The sequence below is a fragment of the Marinobacterium halophilum genome, from assembly GCF_003014615.1.
Classification (GTDB): domain Bacteria; phylum Pseudomonadota; class Gammaproteobacteria; order Pseudomonadales; family Balneatricaceae; genus Marinobacterium; species Marinobacterium halophilum.
This window is the reverse complement of the sequence record NZ_PYGI01000010.1, coordinates 89,063-100,860: the sequence shown is the minus strand read 5'-3', so window position 1 is coordinate 100,860 and position 11,798 is coordinate 89,063. Positions and strand designations below refer to the sequence as shown.

The 11,798-nt window shown below is 59.0% G+C and carries 10 protein-coding genes; 3 read left to right on the top strand and 7 right to left on the bottom strand.

The annotated features are described in order from the left end of the window. Positions 1–6 precede the first annotated feature (6 nt). From CLV44_RS08555 to CLV44_RS08545, 3 genes are read right to left on the bottom strand one after another with little or no spacing between them, the layout of a single operon-like run. Positions 7–1,473, bottom strand: a complete 1,467-nt coding sequence (locus CLV44_RS08555) for a glycosyltransferase family 39 protein (RefSeq protein WP_106591701.1) — start codon at positions 1,471–1,473, stop codon at positions 7–9. Positions 1,474–1,478: 5 nt separating this feature from the next. Then, on the bottom strand, positions 1,479–3,260 hold the full coding sequence (msbA, locus tag CLV44_RS08550) for a lipid A export permease/ATP-binding protein MsbA (protein ID WP_106591700.1): 1,782 nt from the start codon (positions 3,258–3,260) through the stop codon (positions 1,479–1,481). A gap of 54 nt (positions 3,261–3,314) precedes the next feature. After that, the gene (locus tag CLV44_RS08545; RefSeq protein ID WP_106591699.1) at positions 3,315–4,484 is read right to left on the bottom strand and encodes a nucleotide sugar dehydrogenase; all 1,170 of its coding nucleotides are present in this window, start codon (positions 4,482–4,484) and stop codon (positions 3,315–3,317) included. Positions 4,485–4,645: 161 nt separating this feature from the next. Between CLV44_RS08545 and lpxL the strand changes: the two genes are divergently transcribed. Beyond that, positions 4,646–5,590: an LpxL/LpxP family Kdo(2)-lipid IV(A) lauroyl/palmitoleoyl acyltransferase gene (lpxL, locus tag CLV44_RS08540; RefSeq protein ID WP_106591698.1), complete on the top strand. Its 945-nt coding sequence runs from the start codon at positions 4,646–4,648 to the stop codon at positions 5,588–5,590. Beyond that, positions 5,587–6,639: a glycosyltransferase gene (locus CLV44_RS08535; RefSeq protein WP_106591697.1), complete on the top strand. Its 1,053-nt coding sequence runs from the start codon at positions 5,587–5,589 to the stop codon at positions 6,637–6,639. Before lpxL ends, CLV44_RS08535 begins: the two co-directional genes overlap by 4 nt. Positions 6,640–6,652: 13 nt before the next feature. On the opposite strand, the gene CLV44_RS08530 is transcribed toward CLV44_RS08535, so the two are convergent. From CLV44_RS08530 to CLV44_RS08515, 4 genes are read right to left on the bottom strand one after another with little or no spacing between them, the layout of a single operon-like run. Further along, positions 6,653–7,333: a YrbL family protein gene (locus CLV44_RS08530; RefSeq protein WP_106591696.1), complete on the bottom strand. Its 681-nt coding sequence runs from the start codon at positions 7,331–7,333 to the stop codon at positions 6,653–6,655. Next, on the bottom strand, positions 7,330–8,571 hold the full coding sequence (locus tag CLV44_RS08525; protein ID WP_106591695.1) for an O-antigen ligase family protein: 1,242 nt from the start codon (positions 8,569–8,571) through the stop codon (positions 7,330–7,332). Before CLV44_RS08525 ends, CLV44_RS08530 begins: the two co-directional genes overlap by 4 nt. Then, positions 8,568–9,680, bottom strand: coding sequence for a glycosyltransferase family 4 protein (locus CLV44_RS08520; protein WP_211298103.1), 1,113 nt, complete (start codon positions 9,678–9,680; stop codon positions 8,568–8,570). The genes CLV44_RS08525 and CLV44_RS08520 overlap by 4 nt, the downstream gene beginning before the upstream one ends. Next, positions 9,677–10,576, bottom strand: a complete 900-nt coding sequence (locus CLV44_RS08515; RefSeq protein ID WP_106591693.1) for a mitochondrial fission ELM1 family protein — start codon at positions 10,574–10,576, stop codon at positions 9,677–9,679. The genes CLV44_RS08520 and CLV44_RS08515 overlap by 4 nt, the downstream gene beginning before the upstream one ends. Positions 10,577–10,790: 214 nt before the next feature. Between CLV44_RS08515 and CLV44_RS08510 the strand changes: the two genes are divergently transcribed. Further along, positions 10,791–11,786, top strand: coding sequence for a branched-chain amino acid aminotransferase (locus CLV44_RS08510; protein ID WP_106591692.1), 996 nt, complete (start codon positions 10,791–10,793; stop codon positions 11,784–11,786). The last annotated feature ends 12 nt before the right edge of the window (positions 11,787–11,798 follow it).

Sequence of the window (11,798 nt, the reverse complement as noted above, 5' to 3'; positions counted from 1 at the left end):
GTTCAATCAATCGTCACAGCGGCCTTCAGGTAGCCAGAGCCGCCACTGAACCGCCAACGGCTCACGTTCAGGCAGTCGCGGCCAGGGCAGCATCAGCTCGCCCTCGGCATCCCAGTGCCCCGCTTCGGGCAACGCCTGCTGCCAGCGCCGGTCTCCCGACGCCCAGATCAACAGCCCTCCCTGCCTGCGCAAGCGCTCGGCATCAGCCCAGGGGGCCAGAGTAAAATCGGCGTCCGGGATCGCTGCAGCGCGGGGAGACAGGTTGATCGCCACCGTCTCGGCCAGCCAGTAGTCACCCGCCACCAGTGACAAGGGGCAGGCGCTGCGCTGCTGCCACTGTTGCTGGAGGCCATTGGCCAATGCGGCATCGGGCCAGCCGGTACGAGAAGGCTTGTCACGAATCTGGTCCTTGAAGCCGACAAACAGCACCATCAGCACCGTCAACACGCCAAGGAAACCGGTAAACACCCAACAGAGTCGACGCCAGTACTGTGCCAGCACCGCCGCTGGCATCAGGGCCGCCAGCATCAGTCCCGACAGGTTCCACATCGGCGCGCCCCACATGTCGCGCGTTCCGGCACCTGTCAGCAGCGCGCCCAGTGCCGTCAGCAGCGCCGGCATCAAGCCGATCCAGAACAGGAACGCGGAACTCGCCAACGGTGCCTGCCAGCAGCGCCGGCGCCAGAAACCGGCCAGCAGCAACAGAATCAACAGCGGCAGATGATCAACCAGCTGTACCAGCAGGAATTTCAGCGGCCCCAGCCAGCGGGATTCGGTTGCTGCAGCGGCTTCCGAGCGCGCGGCGGCATAGCTGAACGGCAGGAAATCATGTTCCACCAGCCACAACAGGTGCGGCAGGAATACCAGCCCCATCAACAGCACACCGGCCCAAGGCTGCAGCTTGAGCAATCCGGCCCGCAGCGAGGGCTGCACCACCAGCCACAGGAACATCGCCGCCAGCAGCATGATGTAGGAATATTTGGTCAGCAACCCCAGCCCGGACACCAGCCCCAGCAGCAACCAGTCGGTATGACGCCAGTGGGTAATGCCGCGATGGAACAGCAACACAGCTGCCGCCCAGATCGGCATTTGCGCCACATTATGGTTGAATTCGATGGTCGGCCACGTAAAGAAATACACCCCCATCAGAGCCAGCACGCCGAACGCGGCACGCGGCCGGTCCAGCGTCCGACAGCCAATATGCCAGACGCAGAACAGCGTCAAGGCAATACAGAGCTGGCTGAGTACAAAGGGGCCAACGTCACCCAAAGCGCGCTCAAACAGGTACAGAACCCAGGCCGGCAGCGGCGGGTGTTTGTAATACCCCCACTGCCACTCCTGCCCCCAGTACACGCCTTCAACCACATCCAGCGGCAGGCTTTCTACCAGCAACCCGGGGAGCAGCCCCCAGGCCAGAAAGTATACGATCAACAGACGCAGCAGGCCCCGCTCGGGGGCGGTAGGGGTAGGCATAAGGGCTAGCTCGGATCAGTATCAGTCTGAAGGATGTGGAACTGGGCGTACGCACCTTGCTGTTCAAGCAGTTCGGAATGGGAGCCCTGCTCCACAATACGGCCGTTATCCATCACCACAATGATGTCGGCCTTCTCAATCGTAGACAGGCGGTGGGCAATCACCAGCGTGGTACGCCCGCGCATCACCCCTTCCAGAGCTTCCTGAATATGACGTTCGGATGTGGTGTCCAGTGCCGATGTTGCCTCGTCCAGGATCAGGATCGGCGCATCATTGAGAATGGCGCGCGCAATGGCGATACGTTGGCGCTGACCGCCGGACAGCAGCACGCCGTTTTCACCGACGCGGGTGTGTAATCCGTCCGGCAGGCGCTCCACAAACTCCATCACATGGGCCGCCTCGGCGGCCGCCAAAATCGCCGTTTCACTGGCACCGGCCATGCTGCCATAGGCGATATTCTCGGCGATGGTGCCGTTGAACAGCACCACGTTCTGATTCACCAGCGAGATGTTGCTGCGCAGACTTTCCAGCGTAAAGGATTCCAGCGGCTCGCCATTGATCAGCAGGTCGCCGCTCCAGCCGTCATTGAACCGCGGCAGCAAACTCGCCAATGTGGTTTTGCCGCTGCCGGAACGGCCCACCAGCGCCACCGTTTTACCCGGCGGCAAGCGCAGGCAGATGTCCTGCAGCACTTGCTTGTCGGTGCCGGGATAAGCAAAACCAAGGTGACGAAATTCGATCTCGCCGACTTCATCCAGCACTCGAGCGCCGGTGTCTTCTTCCACCGTTGCATCCAGGACTTCAAACAGGCTTTCTGCCGCCGCGATTCCCTTTTGCACAATCGAGGTGACATCGGTCAGCAGTCGCAGCGGCTTGGTAATCATGCCCGCCGCCGTCAGAAAAGCGACAAAACCGCCCGTACTCATGGTTCCCATCACATCCGGATGCATCGCCAGAAACAGCAGCATGGATAATGCCAGCGCCACCAGCATCTGGATGATCGGCGTGTTCAGCGACTTGGTCACCACCAGCTTCATGAACTGTTGCTTGTTCTTGATACTGGCCGTTTCAAAACGTTGCTTCTCTGCTTCCGTACCCCCGAAGATACGGACGACCTGATAGCCCTTGATGGATTCTGACGCGGCTTCGGTAATGTCACCCACCGACTCCTGAATACGCTTGCTCAGCTTGCGCATCCGCCGTGCCGCCATGGAAACCACCAGTCCGATCAACGGACCCGCCGCCACAAAGATGAGCGTCAGCTTCCAGTTGAGATAGAACATGTAGCCCAACAAGCCCACCACGGTCAGACCTTCACGGAACAGCACCTTGATCGCATTGGTGACAGACTCGGTGACCTGCTCGACGTTGTAGGTCAACTTGGCCAGCAGCTCGCCACTGGAGTGATGGCTGTAATATTGGGACGGCAGCAGCAACAACTGTTCAAATACCTGAGTACGCAAACGGTGAATCACTTCCCGGCCAACATAGGCAATACTGTAGTTGCCGATGAAGGCACCCACGCCCCGCAGCACGAAAATGCCCAAGACCGCACTGGCAAGAAAGTAGCGCTGGTCGTAAGCGCCTTTTTGCACCGTATCCACCACCATCTCCAGCCACTTGGCTGACAGCGCCTGCCCGGCACCATAGATGGCAAAACCGATAAAACATACAAGAAACACCGGCCATAGGTGCTTCGCATAACCCAACAGACGCCGATAGATCTGCCAGGCACTGATTTCGGACGCACCGGAAACGGAGGGGCTGTTCTGCTCGTGTGCGGACATGGTAGAAGTATCTCTGCTATTCGGTCTGACTAACCGCTTGAAGGGAAACAGGACTCAGGCGTCGCCGCCAAACAGGTCCCGCGTATAGACCTTGTCTGCACAGTCGCGCAGGTCGTCGGTCAAGCGGTTGGCAATAATGACATCGCTGGTCGCCTTGAACTCGTCCAGATCCTGAATGACCCGCGAATTGAAGAAATCTTCGGCATCAAGAACTGGCTCATAGACCACCACTTCGACCCCTTTCGCCTTGATCCGCTTCATCACGCCCTGAATGGCCGAGGCACGGAAATTGTCTGAGCCCGCCTTCATCACCAGTCGATAGATACCCACGACGGCAGGGTTAAGGCGCAGCACCGACTCGGCAATGAAATCCTTGCGGGTCGTATTGGCATCGACAATGGCCCGGATCAGGTTATTCGGCACCTGATCATAGTTGGCCAGCAGCTGCTTGGTATCCTTGGGCAGGCAATAACCGCCATATCCGAAGGACGGGTTGTTGTAGTGCGTGCCGATACGCGGGTCGAGTCCCACGCCTTCGATAATCTGGCGTGCATCCAGCCCATGCACCTCGGCATAGGTGTCGAGCTCATTGAAATACGCCACCCGCATGGCCAGATAGGTATTGGCAAACAGCTTGATCGCTTCGGCTTCTGTCGAGTCTGTAAACAGCAGCGGAATCGTCTCTTTCTTGGCACCCTGCTGCAACAGGCGGGCAAAGTTCTCGCCCCGCTCCGAACGCTCGCCCACAATGATGCGGGACGGATACAGGTTGTCGTATAGCGCCAGCCCTTCACGCAGGAATTCGGGAGAGAACAGCAGGTTTGAGGTCCCCAAACGCTCGGATAGCGCACGGGTGAAACCAACCGGCACGGTCGATTTGATTACCATCACCGCTTGTGGATTCAGCGCCATCACATCTTCAACCACCGCCTCTACACTGCGTGTGTTGAAATAATTGGTTTGCGGATCATAATCGGTCGGCGTGGCAATAATGACGAAGTCAGCGCCGGCATAGGCGTCATCCTTGTCCAGCGTTGCCCGCAGGTTCAACGCACCCGACGCCAAATATGCACTGATCTCGGCATCCTCGATCGGAGCCTGGCCTGCATTCAGCAACTCAACCTTCTCGGGTACGATATCCAGCGCCACGACTTCGTTATGCTGTGCCAGCAGCACAGCATTGGAAAGTCCGACATAACCCGTTCCTGCTACGGCTATTTTCATCTGCTACCTACTCAGATCTTTTATCAGCGGTACAAGGGCGCATCATAACATGACTCGTGTCACCGCGCCGTTTCCCCTTCCGCACAGCACCCGGGCCGGGTTTGCCGCCCCTTGCATGCAACGATACAATTCACCACACAGCCACAGCCATCGGTGTATCCGTGAGCCACGACCGTACCGCTAAACATTTCATCAGCCCGCGCTTCTGGCCTGTCTGGCTGGGATTCGGAATCCTCTGGATGCTCAACCGCCTGCCATGGCGGTGGCAGATACGTCTCGGCCGAATTCTGGGGCGCGGACTGTATCTGCTTAACGGCAAACGGCGTCACGTCACACGTACCAATATCCGCTTGTGTTTCCCGGAGCTGAGCGACACCGAGCAGGAGCAGATGGTCAAGGCGGTGTTTGCCAACAACGGCATTGGCATCTTCGAAACCGCCATGGCGTGGTGGACACCGCGCAAATGCTTGCGTAACCACGTCACTCTCAAGGGACGCGAACACCTGGACGCCGCTCTGCAACAGAAGAACGGGGTTATTTTGCTGGGCGCGCACTTTTCCACCCTCGACCTTGGCGGGTTGTTGTTTTCCGAATTCTATCCCGTCGATGCCATGTATCGCCGCCATAACAACCCGTTGATGGAGCAGATCATTACCCGCGGACGCAACCGCTTCTTTGATATGACCATTGAGCGCTCCGATATCCGCAGTGTGATCAAAGGACTGCGCCAGAATCATATTATCTGGTATGCGCCGGATCAGGATTTCGGCAGCAAGCAGTCGGTATACGCTCCGTTTTTCGGCATCCCGGCCGCCACCATCACGGCCACCACGCGGATGGTCAAACTGAACAAATCGCCAATCCTGATGCTTGCCCAACATCGTCTGCCGGATGATTCCGGCTACGAACTTGAACTGTTTCCGGTCATCACCCCGTTTCCGACAGGGGATGAAGCAGCGGATGCCGCGCGTATCAATGCCGAAATCGAGCGTGCCATCCGCAAGGATCCGGCGCAATACATGTGGGTTCATCGACGTTTCAAGACCCATCCCAAGGGCAAGGGGTACCTTTACCGCTCGTCCGCTGACCAACCGGAGTCCCGATGATTACAGTGATGCAGGTCTGCGGCGCCAACAAGCCCGGCGGTGCCGAATCCCATTTCCTGCGTTTTTGTCTCGCGCTGGACCATACCGAAGCCGTGCGCGTCATAGCCGTTGTCCGTAAGGGGTCATGGCTGGCAGAGCAGTTCAAGGCCACCTCGGTGCGGGTATATGAATTACCGTTCATGGCCCGCTGGGATCTTTACACCCGCTATCAACTTAAGCGCATTGCGCAGCGGGAGCAGGCCCAGGTTGCACAGTGCTGGATGAGCCGTGCCGCCAGCCTCATGCCCCGCGTGGACGGCACGCTGAATCTGGGACGACTGGGTGGCTATTATGCACTGAAGAACTTTACTCGCATGCACTGGCTGGTGGGCGCAACCGATGATCTCGCCCGACACATTCGCGACGGTGGACACCCTGCTGAACGCACTGCCGTGATCCCGAACTTCGTCAATCCAGCGAAGCCGGAGGATCCGCAATGCTCGCAGCGCCTGCGCCAGCAACTGAGGCTTGAAGGCAAGAAAGTCCTGTTCACACCAGCCCGCCTGCATGGCGTCAAAGGGCTGGATACGGCCATTGCCGCGCTCACGCAGCTGCCTGAACAGTACGTCTACATTATTGCGGGGCAAGGCCCGGAGGAAGCATCACTGCAACAGCAGGTCACGCAGCTGGGATTACAACAGCGGGTACACTTTGTCGGCTGGACCGACAACATTTCCCAATACTGCCATATCAGCGACCTGTTCATCGTGCCATCCCGACACGAACCCTTTGGCAGCGTTCTGCTCGAAGCCTGGTCACACCAGCTGCCGCTGGTCAGTTCGGATTCACAGGGGGCGAGCGCCATTACACGCCACGAAGACAACGCGCTGATCTTCCCCAAAGATGACAGTGCTGCACTGGTAAGGCACATCATGCGACTTGCCGATGATGAAGCGTTGCGCCAGCAACTAATCCACAATGGCTACGAAACCCTAAACCGTCACTATGCCACGGCCCCCGTGATGCAGGCCTATATTGACCTGTATCGGCGCATGCAGGCGGAGGGCTAACAGCGGAGCGCGATCATTTCGAGTGCTTGCTGCGCGCAATGATCGCCTTCTGCGCTGTACGCCACTGGCCCGGACGTCCGTCCAGCTCCCATTGAATACGCAGGTTCATGTTGCGGATCTTGCGTTCAATGTACTGTTGTCGCCAGGAGCGCAACGGGTATAACAGCGCCAGAAAGTCCGGCGCACCCAAGCCGTCGATAATGTACAGACGTATCCCCTGCGGCCCCGATTTGACCGCAAGGTTATGCGGCAGCAGGTTCCGCGTCAGCACCTGGTGCGCGCGCAACCAGGACTGGAACTCACGAATGGCAACCGTGGTCGCCTCATCCATGCCCTGCTGTACCAGCCATTGCGACAGATTCGGTGCCACCTCCCCCGTCGCGGTTGTGATCAGTTCACTGACGTTGGCCATCCCTTCAGAGGTCAGCTCACGCCCCCAGAGCTGCGGGATATGGTCATACAGCTGCGGACTGGCGGCCACTTTACGCAGCTGCCGATACCCCTTCAGCTCCTGCAGGTTGTCATCCAGCCGATCACGCCCCTGCTGGCGCTTGATCCAGGACGATCCCTTGAAGCGCTTGTCGATCACTTCCTGGCGTGCCACCTTGACACACTTGCCCGCATCCTCGGGGTGAATGTAACAGTGGCGATTGCCGCCGCTGGCGAACGGAGTCAGCCCGTGCAAGTCAATCATGCGCCGGCTCCAACGACAGAGCGCTCAGATTCCTGTGTCCGCAGAAAGCTGACAATAATCAACATGCACATGATCGACGACGACAGCGTCGAATAAATGCCCCAGTGCGTATTGATCGGCATCGCCATCAGCACGGCGGCAAAGGTCAGTGCAAAGTCACCACAACGCCCCCCCCGCGCGGCCTGCCACCAACGCTGCATCAACACCGCAAACGCCAGCATATAGGCGACAAAACCGATCAGTCCGGCATACATCAGAACATCCAGACCAAAGAAATGCGCGTGAGGATAGCCTCGACTGGCCAACTGCTGCTCTTCGGTCATGCTGGCCATGGCACCCTGGCCAATGCCGTTAATCGGGTCGTCCTTGAACAGCGACCAGGCCGCAGCCCAGACTTCGCCACGCATGGACGTTGCCGCATTCAGCGAGTCTTCGCTCAGATCAAAAATCTGTGCGGTACGATCCATGCGCTGCTGAAACTGGGGCACCCATTCGTAGGCCGCCAGCGCAGCTGCCGTGCTGATGACCAAGCCGACCAGCACGGCTTTTCTGGACACGACACCCTGCCACACGAAGAACAGCATATAGCCAAAGATAGCCGCTACCGCCACCAGCCAGGATGAACGACTGCCGCCAATAATGATGACAAACAGAATCGGTATCAGCAGCAACCATGACAGACTGCCAACTCGGTAAGCGGACCAGCGGCGACAGGCTTCGATCGAGAAAGGCAGCAAATGGGCCAGAACGATGCCGATCCGCATTTTGGGATGGAACACACCGGTCACGCGGTAATTGTTGTATTCGAAACCCAGCAGGTTCTTGCCGCTGGCATACTGGATAATGGCATCAGCACTCCAGGCCAGCGAGATCAGCAGGACCAGGTAAAACAGCAGATCCGACAACCGCGCCGAGAGTGCCTCCCGATTCAGCATCAGCAATACCAGACCGGCATAGAAATAGAGCCCGATACGCACGGCATCGATCAAGGTTTTTTCCACATCCCGCGCACCGATGGCGGCAATGGCCGCAGGCACCGTCAACAACAGGGCAATTGCCAGAAATTGGTTAAAACCCTCAAACCTGGTGAGCTGGTTGCGCATGAACACGCTGCCCAGTATCAGCAACAGCGGTACAATATGCACCGCTTCCGTCAGCGGCAATAACAGCACAAAACAGGCCATCAAGCCTACGGCCAACAACCCGCCTCGTGAAGTGGGCAATGATAAGGTACTCATGACGGCGTGCCGGCTCCTGTGACGTCGGTGTATAGATTCAAAGTTTCAGTGAGCATCCGGTGCTGCACAAACGGGTTGTCCTGTATCGGTGCGGACTCGCCCTCGATAACGGCAGCCACTTTGCGCACAACAGCCTGAACGTCACCTGTCTCCACTTTTCCCTGCGGGTAAATCGCCCCCAAGGTTTCCGCCACTGCACCATGGGCATAGCCGATCACCGGCGTGCCAACGGACAGACACTCAACCACCGTACGACCAAAGGCCTCGGCGGTTGTTGAAGTCAACGACAATGTCACGTCAGCCACGGCGTATAGCTCTTTCATATCGGAGCGGGTACCAAGAAACGAGAAATAAGCATCCAGCCCGGCCTCACTAATGGCGGTTTTCACCTCATGGATGAACTTGTCCTTGGGGTCACTGCCCACCACCAACACATGGAAATCCTGACGCTGACGGCACAGTTCTGCAACTACCTTGACCAGATCCAGATGTCCTTTCCAGCGGGTGATGCGACCCGGAAAACAGATCAAATGCTTGTTTTTGGCAGCGGGATAATCACTGAACAGTTGCTCTTTCCACGCATCAGCGGGCTGATAGCCGGGCGGAAATTCGTTGGGATCGATACCGCGATGAATCACCGTCACCTTTGCCGGATCCACGCCGGAAAAATTGTCCAGCAGATAGCGTTTGGCCGTTTCAGAGACCGCGATAACACGCTCGCCCCGGCCCATGATGGCACTGTAACGATTGATCGAGTGCATGCCGTGCAAAGTGGTGATAAACCGCGGCCGCCTGGCTGGATCCATCGTCCGCCAGGCCAGCCATACCACCCATGCCGGCATGCGGGAGCGCACATGCACGATGTCGGGCTGTTCCTGTGCCAGCCAGCGCCGGAACTTCGGGACCTGCAGGAAGGTGAGCAGGGATTTCTTGCCCAGCTCCCACGGCACATGACGACTGCCTTCGCGCTCCAGCTGTTCAACCAGGCGACCACCGGCGGATACCACCACCGACTCATGACCTGCCGCGACCAGGCCTCGCGCGACTTCCAGCGTGCCACGTTCGACTCCGCCCAGCTCCAGCGCCGGTAATACCTGTACCACTTTCACAACCATTCTCTCTTTAATATTGCATCGGCACAGCGCGCTGCTTCGTTGAAGGCGCCGTGCTCATTGCTCAGTTGCTGCATCAACCAGTCCGGCGCACGGGTAATCTGCCCCTGTGATGCCAGCCCTTCAAGTCCTCGACTCAAACGATTATCCACCCGGTCCGCAGGCCCCAAAACACCCACCCGACACCCGGCCGTCAGGGCTTCATACACCATTGAGGCACTGTCTTCGGTTACCCAGCACACCTCGGCCCTGCCCAGCTGTTCAGGCAGCCAGTCAGCGCCGGTGTTGGCCGCGGGCACGAAACGCTCGCCGACCAGTGCGGCCAGCGCCTGTTCAGTACTGGCCGGTGTGCGCCGTGATGAGCCGATCAACCAGTCACGGGCACCTGCGGCCAGCAAGGATTCCACCTGCTCCAGCACACGGGGTTCGTCCCAATCGAAATGCTTTGACGGCCCGCCGATCAGGACCACCCCGCTACCCGGCGTTTTGGCACCCGGCTGCATGCGGTTCAATGCGCCTCGCGTGGGAATAATGTTCGGGCGCGACGGCGGCTGGTCGTGCTCGGGGACCAGACAGAGATCGAAAAATCCCATCGGAATCGACGGCTGCATCAACACCACTGCAGGCACCCCATACAGCCGGCGCAAGGCCAGCAGGGTCAAATGGGTGGCGTGGCCGGCACCAATCAGCAGCGCCGGCTTGTCGTCCAGCGTCGGCAAAAAGCCGCTGAAACAGAGCCGCAGCGCCTGCAGCCTGCTCATGGGCGGCTGTTCACTGATCACCACCTCACGCTGGCGCGCGATCGCTTCGGCAAGGCCACGGGACTGGTTCAGATGTCCCGGCTTGCCATCACTGACAATCCAGATCTGTTTTGCCTGTGTTACGTCATTCACCCGCGCTCAATCCCCTGCAACCGCTACATGCTGCCAAAACACCTATGGTACCATTAGCGGCGCGATGCAACGAAGCGTGCAACACTATTTACGCCCTTCGGGTCATTCCATTTTTGCCGTGAATGCATACAATCTAGGCTGCTGCCGTGCCCGCACCATGTCGCTGCGGTTGCGCCCACCGGTCTCTCTCAACCCTGCTTGTTAGGAAGGTCTTATGTCTGCTTTTGGTTCCGTGTTCATGCCTGAAATGGCGATCTCCTGGTTCGACGGCTCACAATGGAGCGACACCGACGTGGTCTCGAGCGACAGCCTTCAGCTGCATCCGGGTGCCCACGTGCTGCACTATTCCAGCACCTGTTTCGAAGGCCTGAAGGCGTTCCGCCACGAAGACGGCTCGGTCAAGGTTTTCCGTATGGACAAGAACATCAGCCGCCTGGCTCAGAGCTCTGAACTGCTGGCCCTGCCGGCATTCGACGAAGCGGTGATGGCTGACATGATCCGCGACATCGTCGCCCGCTTCGCCGACGAAGTGCCTTCACCGCCGGGCTCCATGTATATCCGTCCGACCCATATCGGCACTGAACCGGCTATCGGCAAGGCTGCCGTGCCATCGCTGACCTCCTGCCTGTACGTACTGCTATCGCCGGTCGGCGATTACTTCACCGGTGGCGACAAGGCGCTGCGCCTGCTGCTGGACGACGAAGGCATGCGCTGTCCGCCGCACATGGGCATGGTCAAGTCCGGCGGCAACTACGCCGGTGCGCTGCAGCCGATCATGAAGGCCCGCGCCGAATTCCAGGCCGATCAGGTACTGTTTTGCCCGGGTGGCGATGTCCAGGAGACCGGCGCAGCCAACTTCCTGCTGATCGACGGCAACGAGATCATCACCAAGGCGCTGGACTCATCGTTCCTGCACGGCGTGACCCGCGACTCCATTCTGACCCTGGCCCGCGACATGGGCATGGATGTACAGGAACGAGAGCTGAGCGTTGAAGAGCTGCTTGAGCGCAGCGCCCGTCCGGGCTGTGAAGCTGCCCTGTCCGGCACCGCCGCCGTCCTGACCGCCGTTGGCACCCTGATCTACCAGGGCAAGGAATATCCGGTCGGCAATGGCGGCATCGGCGAAACCACACTGCGTCTGCGCCGCGCCCTCAACGATATCCAGTGGGGCAAGGCCGACGATACTCACGGCTGGCTGACCAGCATCTGATCGGGCATCACA

Coding starts and splice junctions, on each gene's coding strand:
- CLV44_RS08555 (WP_106591701.1), bottom strand. CDS start 1,473: ATGCCTACCCCTACCGCCCCCGAGCGGGGCCTGCTGCGTCTGTTGATC.
- msbA (WP_106591700.1), bottom strand. CDS start 3,260: ATGTCCGCACACGAGCAGAACAGCCCCTCCGTTTCCGGTGCGTCCGAA.
- CLV44_RS08545 (WP_106591699.1), bottom strand. CDS start 4,484: ATGAAAATAGCCGTAGCAGGAACGGGTTATGTCGGACTTTCCAATGCT.
- CLV44_RS08535 (WP_106591697.1), top strand. CDS start 5,587: ATGATTACAGTGATGCAGGTCTGCGGCGCCAACAAGCCCGGCGGTGCC.
- CLV44_RS08530 (WP_106591696.1), bottom strand. CDS start 7,333: ATGATTGACTTGCACGGGCTGACTCCGTTCGCCAGCGGCGGCAATCGC.
- CLV44_RS08525 (WP_106591695.1), bottom strand. CDS start 8,571: ATGAGTACCTTATCATTGCCCACTTCACGAGGCGGGTTGTTGGCCGTA.
- CLV44_RS08510 (WP_106591692.1), top strand. CDS start 10,791: ATGTCTGCTTTTGGTTCCGTGTTCATGCCTGAAATGGCGATCTCCTGG.